Source organism: Flavobacterium sp. (assembly GCF_046073885.1).
In the GTDB taxonomy this organism is placed as follows: Bacteria; Bacteroidota; Bacteroidia; order Flavobacteriales; family Flavobacteriaceae; genus Flavobacterium.
Genome location: NZ_JBJTND010000051.1, coordinates 18,022 through 38,742, shown reverse-complemented (window position 1 = coordinate 38,742; position 20,721 = coordinate 18,022). Strand labels below are relative to the sequence as shown.

General features: G+C 33.5%; 19 protein-coding genes. 9 read left to right on the top strand and 10 right to left on the bottom strand.

Annotation, left to right across the window (positions count from 1 at the left end; genetic code table 11):
• The 6 genes from ACKOWY_RS07345 to ACKOWY_RS07320 all read left to right on the top strand — a co-directional run.
• A partial coding sequence (locus ACKOWY_RS07345; protein WP_408940795.1) for a B12-binding domain-containing radical SAM protein occupies positions 1–1,282 on the top strand: 1,282 nt, incomplete at its 5' end.
• A gap of 139 nt (positions 1,283–1,421) precedes the next feature.
• Complete coding sequence (locus ACKOWY_RS07340) at positions 1,422–1,829, top strand: OB-fold protein (RefSeq protein ID WP_408940794.1); 408 nt, start codon at positions 1,422–1,424, stop codon at positions 1,827–1,829.
• A 6-nt stretch (positions 1,830–1,835) separates the two neighbouring features.
• Positions 1,836–2,705 carry a DUF5777 family beta-barrel protein gene (locus ACKOWY_RS07335; protein ID WP_408940793.1) on the top strand — a complete coding sequence of 290 codons (870 nt, stop codon included), beginning with the start codon at positions 1,836–1,838 and terminating at the stop codon, positions 2,703–2,705.
• Positions 2,706–2,717: 12 nt separating this feature from the next.
• Positions 2,718–3,086 carry a hypothetical protein gene (locus tag ACKOWY_RS07330; RefSeq protein ID WP_408940792.1) on the top strand — a complete coding sequence of 123 codons (369 nt, stop codon included), beginning with the start codon at positions 2,718–2,720 and terminating at the stop codon, positions 3,084–3,086.
• 12 nt (positions 3,087–3,098) lie between these two features.
• Entirely contained in the window at positions 3,099–3,632 is a 534-nt protein-coding gene (locus ACKOWY_RS07325; RefSeq protein ID WP_408940791.1) for a YceI family protein, read from the top strand.
• 14 nt (positions 3,633–3,646) lie between these two features.
• Positions 3,647–4,462 carry a T9SS type A sorting domain-containing protein gene (locus ACKOWY_RS07320; protein ID WP_408940790.1) on the top strand — a complete coding sequence of 272 codons (816 nt, stop codon included), beginning with the start codon at positions 3,647–3,649 and terminating at the stop codon, positions 4,460–4,462.
• A gap of 49 nt (positions 4,463–4,511) precedes the next feature.
• On the opposite strand, the gene ACKOWY_RS07315 is transcribed toward ACKOWY_RS07320, so the two are convergent.
• Both ACKOWY_RS07315 and ACKOWY_RS07310 read right to left on the bottom strand, forming a co-directional pair.
• A complete protein-coding gene (locus ACKOWY_RS07315; protein ID WP_408940789.1) occupies positions 4,512–5,513 on the bottom strand; it encodes an FAD:protein FMN transferase in 1,002 nt (333 codons plus the stop codon).
• A gap of 87 nt (positions 5,514–5,600) precedes the next feature.
• Positions 5,601–6,581 carry a tetratricopeptide repeat protein gene (locus ACKOWY_RS07310; protein ID WP_408940788.1) on the bottom strand — a complete coding sequence of 327 codons (981 nt, stop codon included), beginning with the start codon at positions 6,579–6,581 and terminating at the stop codon, positions 5,601–5,603.
• 143 nt (positions 6,582–6,724) lie between these two features.
• Here ACKOWY_RS07310 and ACKOWY_RS07305 point away from each other — a divergent pair, with 143 nt between their 5' ends.
• A complete protein-coding gene (locus ACKOWY_RS07305) occupies positions 6,725–7,915 on the top strand; it encodes a LysM peptidoglycan-binding domain-containing protein (RefSeq protein WP_408940787.1) in 1,191 nt (396 codons plus the stop codon).
• A gap of 43 nt (positions 7,916–7,958) precedes the next feature.
• Here ACKOWY_RS07305 and ACKOWY_RS07300 read toward each other — a convergent pair whose 3' ends face one another.
• From ACKOWY_RS07300 to truA, 7 genes are all read right to left on the bottom strand, one after another.
• On the bottom strand, positions 7,959–9,230 hold the full coding sequence (locus ACKOWY_RS07300; protein WP_408940786.1) for an adenylosuccinate synthase: 1,272 nt from the start codon (positions 9,228–9,230) through the stop codon (positions 7,959–7,961).
• A 36-nt stretch (positions 9,231–9,266) separates the two neighbouring features.
• Positions 9,267–9,719: a Fur family transcriptional regulator gene (locus ACKOWY_RS07295; RefSeq protein ID WP_408940785.1), complete on the bottom strand. Its 453-nt coding sequence runs from the start codon at positions 9,717–9,719 to the stop codon at positions 9,267–9,269.
• An 81-nt stretch (positions 9,720–9,800) separates the two neighbouring features.
• Entirely contained in the window at positions 9,801–12,020 is a 2,220-nt protein-coding gene (locus tag ACKOWY_RS07290) for a RelA/SpoT family protein (protein WP_408940784.1), read from the bottom strand.
• Between the two features lie 89 nt (positions 12,021–12,109).
• Positions 12,110–13,348 (bottom strand): T9SS type A sorting domain-containing protein, encoded by a 1,239-nt coding sequence (locus ACKOWY_RS07285; protein WP_408940783.1) that lies wholly within the window; start codon positions 13,346–13,348, stop codon positions 12,110–12,112.
• Between the two features lie 162 nt (positions 13,349–13,510).
• Complete coding sequence (gene lpdA / locus ACKOWY_RS07280) at positions 13,511–14,899, bottom strand: dihydrolipoyl dehydrogenase (RefSeq protein WP_408940782.1); 1,389 nt, start codon at positions 14,897–14,899, stop codon at positions 13,511–13,513.
• Positions 14,900–15,051: 152 nt separating this feature from the next.
• Positions 15,052–16,806 (bottom strand): ABC transporter ATP-binding protein, encoded by a 1,755-nt coding sequence (locus ACKOWY_RS07275; RefSeq protein ID WP_408940781.1) that lies wholly within the window; start codon positions 16,804–16,806, stop codon positions 15,052–15,054.
• Between the two features lie 20 nt (positions 16,807–16,826).
• Positions 16,827–17,561, bottom strand: a complete 735-nt coding sequence (gene truA, locus ACKOWY_RS07270; protein WP_408940780.1) for a tRNA pseudouridine(38-40) synthase TruA — start codon at positions 17,559–17,561, stop codon at positions 16,827–16,829.
• 152 nt (positions 17,562–17,713) lie between these two features.
• On the opposite strand from truA, the gene ACKOWY_RS07265 reads away from it, so the two are divergent.
• Complete coding sequence (locus ACKOWY_RS07265) at positions 17,714–18,208, top strand: metallophosphoesterase family protein (RefSeq protein ID WP_408940779.1); 495 nt, start codon at positions 17,714–17,716, stop codon at positions 18,206–18,208.
• Positions 18,209–18,276: 68 nt separating this feature from the next.
• On the opposite strand, the gene ACKOWY_RS07260 is transcribed toward ACKOWY_RS07265, so the two are convergent.
• A complete protein-coding gene (locus ACKOWY_RS07260) occupies positions 18,277–18,690 on the bottom strand; it encodes a DUF4293 domain-containing protein (protein ID WP_408940778.1) in 414 nt (137 codons plus the stop codon).
• A 190-nt stretch (positions 18,691–18,880) separates the two neighbouring features.
• On the opposite strand from ACKOWY_RS07260, the gene rho reads away from it, so the two are divergent.
• Entirely contained in the window at positions 18,881–20,548 is a 1,668-nt protein-coding gene (rho, locus tag ACKOWY_RS07255) for a transcription termination factor Rho (RefSeq protein ID WP_408940777.1), read from the top strand.
• Positions 20,549–20,721 lie beyond the last annotated feature (173 nt).

Below are 20,721 nucleotides of genomic sequence, written 5' to 3'. Positions count from 1 at the left end.
TAATAGTAGTTGTTCCGATTATAAACAAGCCCAAGTGGGTACGCCAGACTATGATGGACTATTGTTAGATAAATATATATCTGCAATTGAAGTAATTAATCCAATGCATAGTTTGTGGAGTGATGGCAGATGGAACAAGTTGACCATGGCCCACGGATGTTACTGGGGTAAATGTACTTTTTGTGATGTTTCTTTAGATTACATCAAATTATACGAGCCTATTGCCGCCAAAACTATTGTAGATAGGATGGAGGAGTTAATAGCTCAAACGGGTGAAAACGGATTCCATTTTGTGGATGAAGCGGCGCCACCGGCATTAATGCGTGAAGTTGCCCTGGAAATCATTCGCAGGAAATTAGTTGTTTCTTGGTGGACCAACATTCGTTTTGAGAAAAGTTTTACTTCCGATTTAACCTATTTGCTTAAAGAATCGGGTTGCATTGCTGTTTCAGGTGGATTGGAAGTTGCATCGGATCGATTATTAGATTTAATTAAAAAAGGGGTTACAGTAGAACAAGTGGCGCAGGTGACAAGAAATTTCACCGAAAGTGGCATAATGGTTCACGCCTATTTAATGTATGGCTATCCAACGCAAACTATTCAGGAAACTGTTGATAGTTTGGAGATGGTGCGTCAACTTTTTGAATTGGGGATTATTCAATCGGGATTTTGGCATCAGTTTGCGATGACCGCGTATTCTCCGGTAGGATTGAATCCTGATGAGTTTGGGGTAATTCCAGAACAAAATGAGATTTCTTTTGCAAATAATGACATACAGTTTAAAGATAAAACCGGAATTGATCATGATCAATTCAGTTTCGGATTAAAAAAATCTTTATTCAATTACATGCACGGCATCTGTTTTGATTATCCGCTGCAGGATTGGTTTGATTTTAAAATTCCAAATACTAAAATTCCTCCCAACTACATAAGTTCTATACTGGATAAGCAAATGGATTTTTCTATAAAGCCCTCTTCTAAAATTATATGGTTAGGAGGTATTCCTGAAGTTGAAGTTTACACAAAATCTAAAAAAGGAAACTCTTGGCAGATGATGGAATTAAATTTTCAAACTAAAATTTCAAATTTTCAAATTTCAATAGAAGAAGAAAAAGGAAAGTGGTTACTTGGATTGCTTGAAAAAGTTTCGATATTAGATAATTCTTTAAAAACAATTCATGAAATTAAAACTGATTTCGAATCTAATTTTGATGATTTTGAATTGTTTTGGTATTCTAAAACTGTGCAAGTTTTGAGACACAATGGATTGCTTTTGTTGTGATTTTAAGAAAAAATTAAGGAAGTTTGAGCTTTTAAAAAGAGGTAAAGTTTATATTTGCATTAGTTTATTGGTGTTGATTACATTTTTGACTAATTTTATAGTTAAACAATTCTAATAAATTTATTTTAAAAAATTGATAATGAGTAAAAGAATAAAAATAATATTAATAATCATTGGGGTTCTACTTGTTGGCGGATATTTTACTATGCCAATTGTTAAAGACTATTTGGTTAATAATATGGGTAAGAGGGATTTGCAATCGGAAGAGCCTGCATTTACTTTGAAATCAAAAGATTTTGTTGCTGAGTTTACTGCTAAAGAAACAGAAGCAAATAAAAAATATCTTGAAAAACCAGTTGTAATCTCAGGAACTATTTCTTCAGTTAATGGTAAAGAAGTCATTTTGGACGAAGTAGTAGTTTGTGGTTTTACTGTTGCAGATGCTTCACTAAAAGAAGGACAATCAGTTTTGATTAAAGGTCGAGTTGTTGGATATGATGACTTGATGGGAAGTGTAAATATGGATCAATGTTCAATAAATAAATAAATTAAAATGAAATTACTTAAAATTACCTTTTCGGTTTTCTTACTTTTATGCTTTGGCTTAGCTAATGCACAAGATGATTTGATGAACGAATTAAATGCAACCAAATCAGATCAGAAAGAGATTACCTCTGCAGCCTTTAAAGGATTGCAAGTAGCTAACATGCAATCTACGAAATTACCTGCAAAAGGTGAATTTTACTTTTTGGTATCGCACCGTTTTGGAGATTTAACAAATGGAGCAAACAACTTTTTTGGTTTGGATGCCGCTTACACTAAATTAGCTGGAATTTATGGAGTTGCAAATTGGCTTTCTCTTGGGGTTTCTAGACAAACCTATCAAAAAACTTTTGAATTTGCAGCTAAATATAAATTAGCAAATCAAGAAGATGGTGGATTCCCATTCACTATTGTAGGTTATAATACTATGGATATTAGAAGTGATTTGAAAACTGATTTATATCCAGATTTGAAATTTAGCGATAAATTAGCTTATACAACGCAATTGATTGTATCAAAAAAAATAAATAATTCTCTATCGGTATTGGTAAATCCAATATTAGTTCACAAAAATTTATATGATGAGCTTACTGAGCAAAAAAACACTTATTTATTAGGTGCTGGAGCTAGATGTAAATTGTCTAAAAGATTAAGTTTAAATTTAGATTATGCAGCTAGATTGAACTTGCCAGAAGCTTATGATTACACTTATCATAATCCAATTACTTTAGGGTTGGATATTGAAACTGGTGGGCACGTGTTCCAATTGGTATTGTCTAATAGTCAAACAATGAATGATGTGGCTTATTATACAACTGCATCAGGTATCACTCAAGGAAAAGGAATTTTCTTCGGATTTAACATGTATAGAGTTTTTTAATATAAATAAGATATGAAAAGTATAAAATTAATTATAGTATTGATGTTAGGTGTTGCATTGTTTATTTCATGCGACTCAAGAACACAACAAGATTTGGAAGGCATTGTAACCAATCCAACTTACACAAAAAATATTAAGCCAATAATGGATGCAAAATGTGTAAATTGTCATTCACAAAATGGTCAAGGTAATTATCCAGATTTAGATACCTATCAAAGTGTAGTAGATGCACAAAACGGAACTACTAGTTCTAGCTTGTTGTGTAGTTTATTATCTAGTTCTTGTACTTCAGATAGAATGCCTAAAAGTGATGCGCCATTATCAAATGGTAGTATCAACACAATTAAAAATTGGATAAACAACGGATATCCAGAAAATTAAAATCATAACGATATGAAAAAAATAGGTTTAACCTTAATTTGTTTAGCTTTTGCTGCGGTTGGATTTTCTCAAAAAATGATGACACGTTCAGGAGAAATAAAATTTGATGCTACAGTTCCAGGTGCAATGGATCCAGTTGTAGCAGTTAATAATACGGTTTCATCAATCTTTGATAAGGCAACAGGTGATCTTGTAGTTCAAGGCTTAGTAAAATCTTTTAAATTCAAGTCTCCATTAATGGAAGAGCATTACAATGAAAACTATATGGAAAGTGATAAATTTCCTAAAACTAGTTTTAAAGGTAAAGTAGTTGGGTATGATGGTAAATCAGGTTCATATGAAGTAGAAGGAGAATTAACCATTCATGGTGTTGCCAATAAAGTGAAAACTAAAATGTCAGTTTCTGCAGGTGCTAAAACTTCAATTTCTGGAACTTTTGTAGTTAAATTAAATGATTACAAATTGGAAGTACCAGCCATGGCTAAGAAAACTCTTGCAGAAACCGCTAAGATCTCTGTTAAATTAGAATTAGAAAATAAACAATAATATTTATTAAGACTATGAAAAAAATCTATAAATCTATAGTATTAGCCCTTTTGATATGTTCAGCTACTTTAAATGCACAAACAGCTGGAACTATGTCTTTTGTTTTTACTACACCTAAACATACTACAGGTAATTATGTTACAGATGGGAGATATGTTTTAGCTGTATGGATTGAAAGTTGTGCGACTTGTGGTGCAGGAACTACAGTTGGGACATCTACTTATGTAAGAACAAAATTACGTTATTGGGCTACAGGAACTAATGATCATTTACCAACATGGGTTACAAAGTCTGGATCAAGTACAACAGGAGCTACAACGGGAGCAACTCAAACTACATTTACTGCTAGAACAGTTACTTGGGATGGTACAAATGCTGCAGGAACCACTTTGCTTGCTGATGGTAATTATAGAGTTTGCGTTCAAGAAACTTGGGGTCACGGAACGGCTACTGCAACAAGATATTTTCCATTTGTAAAGGGAGCTACTCTTTATACAAATACAACAGATGTAACAGCGGATACTAACTTTACAGGTATCGCTTTAACTTGGACTCCAGCTCTTGCAAATGATTCTTTTACAAAAGGACCAGATGTAGTTGTATACCCTAATCCTTCAAAAGGAATTTTCAATTTGGATATCAAATCTCAAGTGAAAAACATCACTGTTGTAAATACATTAGGTGCAATTATCTATGAAGAAAATATAGAAAACTCGATTATTGATACTAATAAATCAATTGATTTGTCAAGTTATACGGATGGAGTTTATTTCATTAATGTTTCTGACGATAAAGGATCTTCTAGTTACAAAGTTGTATTGGAAAAATAAACTTCAATACTTTTAGAATAAAAAAAAGCATCCTTCATGGATGCTTTTTTTATTCTTTTTTTCGAAATAAGTTAAAGTTGGGAGTTTCATAATATTGATAGTTACCCGTATCATCTGAATAGATTAGTAAAGCATCTAATTCTGTGTGTTTTTTTAGGAATTTCTTGGCTTTTTCTAGCCCCATAACCAAGATTCCCGTTGCATTTGCATCTGAAGTGATACATTTTTTTGAAACTACAGAAACGCTTAATAAATTATTTTTTGCAGGATATCCGGTTTTTGGATCAATATGATGGGCGTATTTTACACCATTTTCAATGCTGTATTTTCTATAATTTCCCGAAGTTGCAATTGCGAATCCATCTAAATTAATTGTAATAAGCGCTGGATTTTCTGCTGCTTTATTGTCGATTGGTTTTTCAATTGCAATAATCCAATTCGATCCATCCAACATTTTTCCTTTTACATAAACTTCTCCGCCAATTTCTACAATATAGGAAGTAATTCCTTTTGAGTTTAAAAATTCGGCTATCACATCAACTGAGTAACCTTGTGCAAAAGCATTAAAATCCAAACAAACCCTAGGGTCTTTTTTTATTATTCTATTTGATTTTATTTTTATTAAGTCAAACCCAACAAATCGAAGGATACTATCTATTTTCTTGGAATCTATTTTTTCCTTTTTACCTGGTCCAAATCCCCAAGCATTAACTAAAGGATATACTGTTGGATCAAAAGCTCCTTTAGTAGTTTTATATATTTCTTTGGCTTTATTAAAACAGGTGACGAAGTAATTGTCTAATTCAACATTTTCTTGATTGGAATTTATTTTTGAAATAATTGAATTTGGATTGTATGTGGAAACCGATAAATCAAAATCATGTAAAATACTATCGATTTCTTTTTTAAAAAAGCGCTCGTTAGTATCCAAATAGGTTATATGGTAGGTTGTTCCTTGAGCAAACCCTTCAACAAACATTAATTCTTTTTGCGATATACCCGAATACGAAATAAGAAAAAGCAGAAGAATGAAGTTGATTTTATTTTGCATAATTAGTAGGTACAATTATTGTTTTATAGACGTAATGTCTTTTAGACCAAGTTTATATTATAAAGTTAGAAATAGTTGGTATTAGCTTTATTTTTTATCTATTTCGATATAGGTTTTATAATCTGAAATGCTTTTTTTAGAACGATTTATTTTTCCATAGGCCTGACCTCGATATAAATAAGCTACTGCCAGTTTTGGATTTAATTCTAGTGCTTTGTTAAAAAATAGTATTGAATTATGATAGTCTTTCAAATATAAATTCAATAATCCTTTTTTATAAAAAGTACTGTCTGTTTTGGATGTAATTTGTTCGTTATTGTATTTTAATAAAGCTGATTTGAAAGCTTTAAAATTCTGTTTTAAATTCCCATAGTATAAATCCTCCTGATCTAAACTCGGATTGTAATTTAATATTTTTTCAAATTCCTTAATTGCCTTATAATAGTTCTTTTGATTGGCTAAAATCCATCCTTTGTAAAAATAGGCCTTATCGCACCTTTTGTCATATTTTAATGTTTGATTGCAATAGTGGAGTGCTAATTTGAAATTTTTGTTCTGAGCCTTAATTAACCCAATATCCGCATAAACAGAATAATTATCACTTCTTTTTTCTAATGCCTTTTTATAGTCTTTTAGTGCCTCTGCATTGTGTTTTAATTTGAATTTATCTTTTCCTCTAAAATAATAGGCATCCGAATTTTTTGGCTCGTACAATACTGTTTTATTGTAATCTAAAATTGCACTTTGTAGATTCTTAATTTTATCATTTGCCATGGCTCTAAAAAAATAGCTGTCAGCAAAAGTGGGATCAATTTTTATTTGAGAGCTGTAATCTGCAATAGCACCATGATAATCTTTAAGTTGTTCTTTTAGTAAACCTCGATTGTTGTATGCTGTTGAATCATTCTGATTTATTAGAATTATTTTATCTAGGCATTCAATTGCCCCTTTAAAATCATTTATATAAAATTTTTGAAGCGAGCATTCTCTCAATTCATCAATAGTACTTTGACCAAAAATTGATAGGGAGTTAATTAATAAGAATATGACAGCAATCCTTTTCTTCATTCAGAAAAATAATTTTATTTAACAAAAATAAGTCATTTTCAACTTAATTTAAAATAAAGTTAAAGCGGTTTTCTAACGCCTATTTTTTTGTAAATTGCATGCCCTTAAAAAGTGCAATTCGCACTCTGAGTAAATACCAAATTATGAAAAAAATCCATTTAATACTTGTTCTAACTTTTTTCTTTTCTATCAATGCTTTTTCACAAAAAGTAATCAAGCATAAAATAGCTAAAGGTGAAACCATTTTGGGTTTGGCTATTAAATACGATGTAAGCGAGAAAGATATTTATGAGCTAAATCCTAAGACAAAAGGCGCCTTACTTCAATTAGATCAAGTACTTCGAATTCCGAATAAGAAATATAAAGAAAAAGAAAAACCTTCTAAAAAGGAAAAGAAAGAAAAATTGATTCCTGAAAAAAATAAGGAAAACAAAATAATTTCGGAAACACCAATTGAAGACAAAACCAAAAACACGGATAAAGCCAAGGAACAATTTTTAACTCATTTGGTTCTCGTTAAAGAGACGTTGTACAGTATTTCAAAAAAATACGGTATTACAATGGAAGCCATTTGCGAACTGAATCCAATATTAAAAACTGAAAATTTAAAAAAAGGACAAAAATTAAAAATTACTAATCCAGAATATACTACAGAATTAGCTACAACAACAGAGCCAAGCAAGACTGAAGTTAATGTTGCAACTGAAACTAACGGGGATTTAATTCATAAAGTCTTACCAAAAGAAACCCTATATCGTATTGCTAAAACTTATGGAGTTACAGTTTCTGATTTAGAAAAATTAAATCCAGGTATTGAAAACGGACTTCCAGTTGATTATTTATTAATCATTAAGAAGGGAGTAGTTAGCAATAACACAAAGCCTATCGAAATTGCACCAATTCCAGTAGATGATGTAGAAATCAAAGATATTCCAGCTGGTAATAGTGAAAAAGCGGAGTTTCTAATTAAAAAAGCTTCGGAACATTTGGGTACACGATACCGAAGCGGTGGTTCTACAAGTGCCGGCTATGATTGTTCTGGTTTGATGTTTTCTACTTTTCAAAATATTGACATGACGCTACCTAGATCCTCATATGAGATGGCGGGATATGGAGTTAAAATAAATAGAGTTCAAGCTCAAAAAGGAGATTTAATTTTCTTTGCTACATTTGGTGGCCGCCGAATAAGTCATGTAGGTATGGTTACAGAAGTGACCGATGGAGAAATTAAATTCATACATTCTTCTACAGGTTCTGGAGTGATTGTGTCTTCATTAAATGAACCGTATTATGCAAGGACCTTTGTTCAAGTGAATCGAGTGTTGACAGAATAAATTGATATAAAAAAACTCCAAACTTAGTTTGGAGTTTTTTGTTTTATCTTACAATAGTTTGTTTTCTATCAGGTCCTACCGAAACAATCTTAATAGGAACTTCAACTTCTTTTTCAATAAATTCGATGTATTCTTTTAATTCTTTAGGGAGTACATCAAAAGTTGTCATTCCAGTTAAATCGGCTTTCCAACCTTTAAACTCGGTATAAATTGGAGTTACATTTTCTTCTTCAATATTATAAGGCAAATGATGGATTGTTTGTCCTTTATAGTTGTATGCGGTGCAAACTTTTAGAGTTTCAAATCCAGAAAGGACATCGCCTTTCATCATCATTAATTGAGTTACCCCATTCACTTGAATCGCATATTTTAAGGCTACAAGATCCAACCAACCACATCTTCTTTTTCTTCCGGTAACCGAACCAAATTCGTTTCCAACTTTGGCCATGATATCTCCCGCTTCACCAAAATCTTCAGTAGGGAAGGGGCCGCTTCCCACACGAGTGGTATAGGCTTTGAAAATTCCAAATACTTCTTTGATTTTGTTTGGAGCAATCCCTAATCCGGTGCACGCACCTGCTGCAGTAGTATTTGATGAAGTTACAAAAGGATAAGTTCCGAAATCAACATCTAACAACGAACCTTGAGCTCCTTCACATAGAATTGATTTACCAGCTTTTTGAGCTTGTGCTAAATATTCTTCGCTATCAATAAAAGTCAATTTTTTTAAATCTTCAATCGCTTCAAAAAATTCTGCTTCAAGTTCTGCCAAGTTGTATTGAAGTTCTACATTGTAAAAAGCAATCATTGCTTCATGCTTATCCGCTAGTGAACGGTAACGCTCTTTGAAATCTGCCAATTCAATATCTCCAACACGAATTCCGTTTCTTCCTGTTTTATCCATGTAAGTTGGACCGATTCCTTTTAAAGTAGAACCAATTTTGGCTTTACCTTTAGAAGCTTCAGAAGCAGCGTCTAATAATCGGTGTGTTGGAAGAATTAAATGTGCTTTTCTAGAGATTATTAATTTTGATTTGACATCTAAATTAAATTTAGCTAAGCCATCAATTTCACTTTTAAAAACTACAGGATCAATTACCACTCCATTACCAATAACGTTGATGTTATTGTCATGAAAAATTCCAGAAGGGATTGTTCTTAAAACGTGTTTAATTCCGTCAAATTCCAAAGTGTGTCCTGCGTTAGGTCCGCCTTGAAAACGTGCAATTATATCATATTTTGAGGTAAGAACGTCAACTATTTTTCCCTTTCCTTCATCTCCCCATTGTAATCCGAGTAGTAAATCTACTGTCATTGTGTTGTGTGTTTAATTTTAATATTAATTGAATGCTTATTGTTTTTTATTAGCGTAAAAATAAAGTGAATGGTTGGTTATTTCAATACCAAAAATCTCTTCGATGGTTTGCTTGATTGTTTGTATTCTAGGATCACAAAATTCAATTACTTCGCCTGTATCGGTCATGATAATATGATCGTGTTGTTTGTCAAAATACGACTTTTCATAATGTGCTTGATTTTGACCAAATTGGTGTTTGCGAACCAATCCACAATCTAATAATAATTCGATAGTATTGTATAGGGTAGCTCTACTTACACGGTAGTTTTTATTTTTCATTTTGATATATAAATTTTCAATATCAAAATGCTCCCGATTTTCATAAATTTCTTGGAGTATAGCATAGCGTTCAGGCGTTTTTCGATGGCCTTTCAACTCAAGGTAAGTTGTAAAAACATTTTTTACAATTTCCTGATTATTACTATTGTCAGTGGCAATTTGTGTCATAGTAGCGCAAAGATAATTTTTAGTTTAGAAGAATTAAAATTTAAGAGTTTAAAGTTATAAACTACTTGTTAATAAACGATTTTAGTTTTTATAAACTCGTGTTACTTTTTCAATTCCATCTATTTTTTTGATATTATCAATGAGTTTTTTGAGGATGGTATTGTTTTTTACAATTACCGCAACTTGTCCATTAAAAATCCCCGCTTCACCACTAAGTGAAATGCTTTGAATGTTTACGTTCATTTGGTTCGATATCACTTTGGTTAACTCATTGGTTAAGCCAAGGGTATCCATTCCGGTAATTTTTAACACCGCTTTAAACTCTTGTTGAGAAGAATCAATCCATTTGGCTTGCATGATGCGGTAAGCATAGTTGGATTGCATGGATATTGCATTTGGGCAATCTTTTTTATGTACTTTAATACCTTCATTTATGGTTACAAATCCAAATACTGCATCTCCAGGTATTGGGTTGCAACAATTGGAAAGTTTATATTCCAATCGGTCCTGCTCTTTTCCAAATACGAGTAAATCATAGTTGCTACTTAATTCGGGTTTGAAGATTTCCTCTACATTGGTATTTGGCGAACGCTTAATTTTATTTTTGAAAAAGTTAATTAAGGTGTTGCTTTTCTGGGAAGCGTAATCTTTTAATTGTTGGTTTTCTATTGCGCCTATACCCACGCGATAAAATAAATCTAAGCTTGTTTTTAATTTGAAAAAATTCACTAATTCATTTACAATCGACTCATTTAAGGTGATTTTTAAATGTTTTAATTTGCGTGTAAGTAATTCTTTTCCTTCTTCAGCAATTTTCTTGGTGTCCTCATTAAGAACGTTACGAATTTTGTTTTTCGCTCTTGAAGTGGTTACATATTCGAGCCAGTTTATGGTAGGTTTTTGATTAGGTGAAGTGATGACCTCAATTTGATCTCCACTTTTCAATTCGTGGTTAAGTTGAACTAATTTTCCGTTAACTCTTGTACCTCTGGTTTTAATTCCGATTTCGGAGTGGATACTAAATGCAAAATCTAATGAAGTTGCTCCTTTAGGTAGAGATTTAATTTCTCCTTTCGGTGTAAAAACAAATATCTCTTTGGCATAGAGGTTCATTTTGAAATCTTCAACAAAATCAACCGCATTGGTTTCTGAATTTTCTAAAGCTTCTTTTAGTAAATTCAACCAAATATCCAATCCGTTTTCTTCGTTGCCACCTTGCTTGTATTTGTAATGCGCTGCATATCCTTTTTCAGCTATCTCATCCATTCGTTCACTTCGAATTTGAATCTCAACCCATCTCCCTTTTGGTCCCATTACCGTTACGTGAAGCGCTTCATATCCTGTTGATTTTGGGGAGGAAATCCAATCGCGCAACCTACTCGGACTTGGTCTGTAATGATCAGTAACAATTGAATATATTTTCCAAGCCAAAAATTTCTCGTCGTGAGGGTTGGATTTATAGATGATTCGAAGAGCAAATTTGTCGTAGACTTCGTCAAAAGTAACATTTTGAGCAAGCATTTTTCTACGAATTGAATAGATTGATTTCGGTCTTCCTTTGATAATATAATCAACCCCTTCTTCGTTTAATGTTTTTTTAAGCACATTGGAAACCAATTTAATGTACTCATCTTGTTCTTCTTTGGTTTCCTTTATTTTGCTCACAATGTCATTATACATTGAAGGTTCAGTGTATTTTAATCCCAAGTCTTCCAATTGGGTTTTGATGTTGTATAATCCCAATCGGTGGGCAAGGGGAGCATAAATGTATAAGGTTTCCGATGCGATTTTTACCTGTTTGTATTCGGGCATCGAATCCATAGTTTGCATGTTGTGCAAACGATCGGCTATTTTAATTAAGATTACGCGAACATCATCATTTAGCGTTAAGAGCATTTTACGGAAGTTTTCCGCTTGCATGGAGATGTTCATGTCTTTTTTGACCTGAGAAATTTTTGTTAATCCTTCCACTAACTGGGCAATTTTTGGATTAAACATCTTTTCAATTTCCTCAAGAGTGATAGGAGTGTCTTCAACTACATCATGAAGCAAAGCAGCTGCAATAGCAGTTGGACCTAAACCAATTTCGGAAGCAACAATCTTAGCCACTCCAATTGGATGAAAAACATAGGCTTCCCCAGATTTTCTTCGTTGGTCTTTGTGGGCGTCTACAGCAACATTAAAAGCCTTGCGTATTAACTTTTTGTCATCAGGTGTAAGTGTTTGATAACTAATGCGTAATAGTTGCTTGTATTCTCTTGTTAATGCTTTGTTTTCTTCTTCTAAATTTATCTCGGTCATGGCACATTCTTGAATTAGATAAAATTAGAAATATTTCTTTAATCCCAACTAAAAAAAATGAATTTTTCTAAAAGAAATAGAAGCAATAATTAATGAACAATTACTTTACTAATTGAACTTCCCGCGATTGAATTAAATTTAAGAGAATAAATCCCTTTGTTTAAATTTACAACATCAATCTTTTGTCCATTTTGAATATTTCCTTTTTTGACAAGTCTGCCCAAAGAATCAAAAAGTTCAAATTGTGCTTCAATGCCATCAAAATTTACTTCAAAGGCATCTTTTGTTGGATTTGGATAAATTGTATAAGGATCGTAATTAGTAGCGGTAATTCCTAATGAACCAAATCGGGCTTGGGCAAACTCAAAATTATCTGCTTCAATTTCATACAATATAAAAGGAGGTAATGGTTGGCTTGTTAATTGGTAAGTAGTTGTATTGTAGGTGTATAAGCGTTGTTGGTTTTCCAAATCAATAGCTATAAATACTAAATTCTCCGAGTTTTGATCGTACGTTCTATTAAAGAGTTGTAATCCAGTCACTTCGACTATATTTATTAAATTCGAAATCACTCCGGTTTCTGTATTTAATTCCCCTACATTTAATGTTGATGTACCGGTATCCGAATTGTATTCGGGAAATAATAAATGAATTTTATTTTGCTCGTTACTATATTCTAGACCGATATTTCCAATAATAGTAGGCCCCAATAAAGGAATTACGGTATAAGTAAAACCATTTTCGCTAAGGGTAGATTTTATTAATTTTTTTTCACCTTCTATTTGAGTGATAAAGTAAAAAATATGATTATCTGAATCAAAGCAACTGCCATCAGGAAATAGGATTCCGATATCATTTTGATTGTAGTATCCTAAATTGGTTGATGTTTGTGTATACGGATTGAAACAATTTAAATAAATGTTATTATCAACATCACCATCATAAGAGTAGATTAATCCGTTTTGCATGTCTACTTCTGCCGAGCCATTGTAAACGCTAGTTACAGGATTTAATTCAATAGTATTATTTAGAGAATTGTATTTCAACATTTTGCTTACATATTCTTCGTTCTCATTCACTAGAACTCTTGAATAGTATTCGCCTGAATTAGAATTGTATACCGAGGACCCCATTAATACTCCTACATAATCAACTGGTAAAGTTTCTAGGAATTCGGTTTGCCCAACATTCCATTTAACCAAATTGTCAACAGTTTGCCCATTGGAGGTAAAGCCAATTAATTTTATGTTTTCTTGAGAATAGGTATCATGACAAGATAATAAACAACTAATGCTAAAGAATAAAAATTTTAAAATTGTCTTTTTCATAATCTAGTATTTAACGATTTACAAAATTAATTTTTTTGTTTAATTATTTTATCAAAAAGTTGAACAATATTATTTATTTTAAAAATGTTTTAACTTTTGTTGAATAAAAAAATCCGCTTTGCTTTCACAAAACGGATTCTATTAATTTGGTATTTCTACTTTTTATAAGTGAATCACTTCACCATAAGCATCGGCTACAGCTTCCATTACAGCCTCACTCATTGTTGGGTGTGGGTGAATTGCTTTTAAGATTTCATGACCTGTAGTTTCTAGTTTTCTTGCAACCACTGCTTCAGCAATCATATCGGTAACACCAGCACCAATCATGTGGCAACCTAACCATTCACCGTATTTAGCGTCAAAAATTACTTTAACAAAACCATCAGAAGCTCCTGCTGCCTTTGCTTTTCCTGAAGCAGAAAATGGGAATTTTCCAATTTTTAATTCGTATCCTTTTTCTTTTGCTTGTTTTTCGGTTAAACCAACCGAAGCAATCTCTGGAGTAGCATAGGTACAACCTGGAATGTTTCCGTAATCAATTGGATCCACATGCATTCCTGCAATTTTCTCAACACAGTTGATACCTTCAGCCGAAGCAACGTGTGCTAAAGCTTGCCCCGGAGTTACATCTCCAATAGCATAATATCCAGGAACATTAGTTTGATTGTATGCGTTAACTAATATTTTGTCTTTGTCGGTTGCAATTCCAACTTCTTCTAAACCAATATTTTCAATGTTGGTTTTGATTCCAACAGCTGATAACAATACATCTGCTTCTAAAACTTCTTCGCCTTTGGCAGTTTTCACAAATGCTTTCACTCCGTTTCCTGAAGTGTCAATTCGTTCAACAGAAGAATTAGTCATAATGTTAATTCCTGCTTTTTTCATTGAACGCTCCATTTGTTTAGAGATATCCTCGTCTTCAACTGGAACAATATTTGGCATAAATTCAACGATAGTAACCTCAGTCCCCATTGAATTGTAAAAATGTGCAAACTCAATCCCGATTGCTCCCGAACCAACAACAATTAATTTTTTTGGTTGAGAAGGTAAAGTCATAGCTTGACGGTATCCAATTACTTTTACCCCATCCTGCGGAAGATTTGGTAATTCTCTTGAACGAGCACCAGTTGCAATGATAATATGATCTGCGCTGAATTCGGTTACTTTACCGTCTGCAGCAGTTACATCCACTTTTTTACCGGCTTTGATTTTACCAAAACCATCAATAACATCGATTTTATTTTTCTTCATTAAGAATTGAACTCCTTTGCTCATTCCATCAGCTACATCTCTTGAACGTTTTACAACTTCAGAAAAGTCTTTATCAAATTCTTTAATGGTTAATCCATAATCAGAAGCATGTTTTAGGTAATCAAAAACTTGAGCCGATTTTAAAAGCGCTTTGGTTGGAATACATCCCCAGTTAAGGCAAATTCCACCTAAGTTTTCTTTTTCAATAACGGCAACTTTAAAACCCAATTGTGAAGCACGGATAGCAGTTACATATCCTCCAGGTCCACTTCCTAAAACAATAATATCGTATTTCATGTTAAAATTTTTATTTATTTATGGAATAAAATGCAGTTGCTTTCGCTCCTGTCATTTTGTAATTTCAATATCTGAATTTGAATGCAAATTTAGAAAAAAAAGTTAATTATTTAAGCTATTACAACCTACTTAAGTTAATAAATAATTAAGTTCTAAACCGAAGCAGAAAATTGGGAGTCATAAAGTTTTTTATAAAATCCATTTTCTTTGTTAATCAATTGATTATGAGAACCCGACTCAACAATTTCTCCTTTATCCATTACGATTATGGTTTCGGCTTTTAATATAGTTGCCAATCGGTGGGCAATAACAATTGAAGTTCGGCCTTGCGTAATGGTTTCAGTAGCTTTTTGAATTAATTCTTCCGAATAAGTATCAATAGAAGAAGTTGCCTCATCTAGAATTAAGATACTCGGATTGCTTACATAAGCTCTAAGGAAAGCAATCAATTGGCGTTGCCCAGAGGAAAGCATTACCCCGCGTTCTTTGACATTATAATCATAGCCTTCCGGCAAACTCATAATAAATTCGTGAACGCCAATTTTTTTTGCGGCAGCAATAACATCGTCTTTCGATATCGCCGGATTATTTAGAGTAATGTTGTTAAATATGGTATCGGCAAATAAAAATACATCTTGTAAAACCACCCCAATTTGACTTCGCAAACTCTCAAGTGTAAAAGAATTGATGTTTTTAGAATCAATGTAAATTTCTCCCGAATTAATTTCGTAGAAGCGATTTAACAAATTGATAATCGTTGATTTTCCTGCACCTGTTGCTCCAACAATTGCAATGGTTTGCCCTTCTTTCACTTCAAATGAAATGCCTTTTAGCACTTCTTCGTCTTTTATGTAACTAAAACGAACTTGATCAAAGACAATATTTCCTTTGAAATGTTTGGCGATTTCGGTTCCGTTTTCTTGGGTTTCTTCATTGGTATCCAAAATATCAAAAACGCGATTTGCAGAAATCATTCCCATTTGCATTTCATTGAATTTATCTGCAATTTGGCGAAGCGGATTAAATAACATCCCAATAAACATCGTATATGCGGTCATTTGTCCAAGGGTTGTAAACGGATTTCCATTTAGTATCTGAAATCCACCATAAAGCACAATAACACCCAATGTTATAGAGGAAATAATATCGGCAATTGGAAAGAAAATGGAGTTATATAGAATCGTTTTAATCCAAGCCACATTGTGCTTCTGATTTATTTCTTTAAACTTTTCGTATTCTATTTTTTCTCTGTTAAACAACTGAACAATTTTCATTCCAGTAACGCGCTCTTGCACGAAGGTATTTAAATTAGCTACTTGTGTTCTTACTTCTTCAAATGCTGCTTGCATTTTTCTCTGGAAAATTCGAGTTATGTAAACCAAAATAGGCATGGCTAAAATGACAATAACGGTGAGGTGCCAATTCATATAAAACATAACCACTAGGCACACCAACATCTTCATTAAATCACTCATAATCATGAATAACCCTTGACTAAAGATACGTGCTATTTGTTCAATATCTGATACCGATCTTGTAACCAATTGCCCAACAGGTGCTGTATCAAAATATTTCATTCTAAAGGTTAGTAAGTGCTGAAATAGTTTGGTTCGAATATCTTTTACAATATCTTGTCCGAGCCAGTTGGCCCAATAAACAAAATAATATTGTGATAATCCTTCAAGTAATAACGCAATTCCCATGATCACAGCATACAGCAACAAACCCGATTTATTTCCGGGTTTAATAAAGGTGTCAACGGTTATTTGAAGAAATAACGGACGCAGCGCTGCAAATAACGAAAGAAATATTGCAAAGATAATTACACCTCGAAACCTAAATTGATACGGCTTCGTGTATTTTAAAATGCGTTTGAATAATTTTATGTCGAATGCTTTTGCTTTCATTTAGTTAGGTTGTTTATCCATTATAAATAAGGATATTCCACTTTGGTAAGGTACAATCCGTGGGCTGGAACCGAAAATCCGGCTTTGCTACGGTCTTTACTTTCAATTATCTCATTAAATTCCTGCAAAGATACTTTTTCTAAACCTATATTCACCATCGTTCCCACAATTGCGCGCACCATATTTCGAAGAAAACGATCGGCAGAAATAGTAAATAGTATTTTGGTGCCTTTTTGCTGCCAATAGGCCTCCGAAATTTTGCAATTAAAAGTATTTACATCGGTGTGTACTTTTGAAAAACACTCAAAATCGGTATGATTAAGAAGCATTATGCAAGCGGCGTTCATCAATTCAATATTTAAAGAATTATGGTAATACCAAGAATCTTCATTTATGAAAGCATCTTTTGTGGTATGAATGTGGTATTCATAGGTGCGTTTGGTAGCATCAAAACGCGCATGATTGTCATCGGCAACTTTGTGTATGGCTGCAATTGCAATATCTGAAGGTAAAAACGAATTGAGTTTATGAATGGCATGCGGAACATCAATTTCATGATCCAAATCAAAATGAGCAAACATTTGTTTGGCATGAACTCCGGTGTCGGTTCTGCCGGCTCCAATCAAATCAATTTCGGTTTTAAAAATCGTTGCTAAGGCTTTGTTTAAAGTTTCTTGTACCGAAGTTGCATTAGGCTGGTATTGCCAGCCGTGGTAATTGGTTCCTTTGTATGCAAATTCTATTAAGTATCTCATTTTGAGTTATCCGGTTCAAAGTTGCAAAGGTACAAAGGTTTTTAAATTGGATGTTTAAACTTATCATAATTTCATTTACTATATTTACAATCTTAAATTTAGTAGTAAAAAAAACTCAGAGTCGGAGTATCTCAAAACTTAGCACCTTAAATTTGAAAAAAATCCTCTTACTTTCCGATACCCACAGTCATATAGACGATACGATATTGAAGTATGTGCAGCAGGCCGATGAAGTATGGCATGCCGGTGATATTGGGAGTTTGGTTGTCACCGATACCATAAAAAATAGTAAACCATTACGAGCGGTTTACGGAAACATCGATGACGATAAAGCTCGCATGGAATTTCCGTTGAACAATCGTTTTTTGTGTGAAGGAGTAGCGGTATGGATAACTCATATTGGCGGTTATCCCGGAAAATACAACCAAGCCGTTCGTGAGGAACTCCGCAATAATCCGCCTCAATTGTTCATTTGCGGACATTCACATATATTAAAAGTGCAATTTGATAAGTCACATAATTTACTGCACATGAATCCAGGCGCAGCTGGAGTTTCTGGTTTTCATCAAATACGAACCATGCTTCGATTTGAAATTGATGGCGATAAAATTCAAAATTTAGAAGTCATCGAAATAGGGAAGAAGTAAATATGAACAAAAAAATCCCAAACTTTCGTAAGGGATTTTCTTCGCACTAATAAACTAAGTTTATAGGTTTATCTCAATCGGTCCACAGATTTTACGAGATCTTCATCCTTCTGAATAGCTTTGTTGGCCAAAACTAAAAAAACGATAGATAAGATAGGTAGAAACATCCCAATACCCTTCTCTGAAACTGTAGGAGTTCCTCCGGATAAATTTAGGGAACGATAAACAAACAATCCTAATAAAATTAAATTTAATATCATATTCAATCTGTTGTACACAAATTGTTGTTGTCTTTTTTTAAAGGTAATGATGCTAATCAAGGCTAGGGTAGTACTCAAACCAAAAAGTATTTGATAACCCATGGCTTGCATAAAGTAGAAATCCTTGCCTTCATTGGTTTTCCATAATGGAAAAACAAAAGGAAGCACTCCAGCTAAAATAAATACAACCGCTAAATAAATGGTTTGAATTCGTTGTAACATAATTACTAAATTGTGTAGCAAAAATATATTTTCTTTTTCTAAAAAACTATTGCTCGAAAGAAATTTATTCGTATTATTGCACTACAAATCCGTAAGTACTTCAAAAACACGGATGTTTACATCAAAAAAATTTACCGCACATCATTGTATTGTCACTTATTTCCCAAAAAAATATATTTAATAAACATTTATGTTTGATAGTTCTGCATTAAAAGGAATGAAGTTGTCCGAACTTCAAGAAATTGCCAAATTGGCAAAAACCATAAAATTTAACGGAGTTAAAAAAGAAGTTTTAATTGAGCAAATTCTTGTACATCAAGAAGCAACTTCAAAACAAGCAGACGCAAGCAGCTCGGCTCCTGTAAAAGAAGAAAAGGTAAAAAGAGCTCGAATTTCGCCAGCAGGTACTGCTAATCCTGAAGCCAATTCTGCCGATTTATTCACAGAAACTCCAGCAAATGCACCAACAGCCGATGCAGAAGCCCCAACAAAAAACGAGCGTTTCCAAAAGAATCCAAAATTTGTAAAACAAAATTCGCCTGCTACCGAAGGACAAAATACCGAAGCAGTTACCGAAGAAAAAGCATCCGAAGAAACAGATGCCACAGCAGAAACTCCTGCAAAGCCTTTCAATCCGAATCAAAAGCATAAAAATCCAAATCAGAATCCGAACCAAAACCCGAATCAAAATCCGAATTTTAAAGCTAAAAAAAGCCCAAATTTTAGAGATTCCGATTATGAGTTTGACGGAATTATAGAAAGTGAAGGCGTTCTTGAAATGATGCCCGACGGATACGGATTTTTACGTTCTTCCGATTACAACTATTTGGCTTCGCCTGATGATATTTATTTGTCTACTTCTCAAATTCGTTTATTCGGATTAAAAACCGGAGATACCGTAAAAGGAGTAGTGCGCCCCCCAAAAGAAGGAGAGAACTTCTTTCCTTTGGTAAAAGTTTTAAAAATTAACGGACACGATCCGCAAGTAGTTCGTGATCGCGTTTCGTTTGAACATTTAACTCCGATTTTCCCAAAAGAAAAATTCAATATTGCCGATAAGCAAGCGAGTGTTTCTACCCGCGTAATCGATTTGTTCTCACCAATTGGTAAAGGACAACGTGGAATGATTGTGGCGCAACCTAAAACCGGTAAAACCATGTTGCTTAAGGATATTGCCAATGCTATTGCTGCCAATCATCCCGAAGTATATTTAATTGTATTGCTTATTGACGAGCGTCCAGAGGAGGTAACCGATATGCAACGCAGCGTGCGTGGAGAGGTAATTGCATCTACCTTTGATAGAGAGCCTCAAGAGCACGTTAAAATTGCAAATATTGTTTTAGAAAAATCAAAACGTTTGGTAGAATGTGGTCACGATGTAGTAATTCTGTTGGATTCGATTACCCGTTTGGCCAGAGCCTACAATACCGTGCAACCGGCATCTGGTAAGGTGTTGAGTGGGGGAGTAGATGCCAATGCCTTACAAAAACCAAAACGTTTCTTTGGAGCGGCTCGTAATGTAGAAAACGGAGGTTCGCTAAGTATTATCGCAACGGCATTAACCGAAACCGGATCTAAAATGGACGAGGTGATCTTTGAAGAATTTAAAGGAACCGGAAACATGGAGCTGCAATTGGATCGTAAGATTGCCAACCGTAGAATCTTCCCTGCCATCGACTTAACTTCTTCAAGTACCCGTAGAGACGACTTGTTATTAGACGAAAAAACACTGCAACGCATGTGGATTTTAAGAAAATTCCTAGCCGATATGAACCCAGTGGAAGCTATGGATACCATTAACGACAAAATCAAAAAGACGAGAAACAACGATGAATTTTTGATTTCTATGAATGATTAGAAGCGAATCGTTTGCGCATTATCAGTAAACGTCTTTCCCGCTATACCTTACAACAAAAAAATGTCCCGAAACCCTCGGGACATTTTTTGTTTTCATTCCTATCGGGGCTAGAAAGTAATGGTCTTTTGTGAAAGTAGGAGTATGAAATGATACTGAATAATTAAAATAATGTA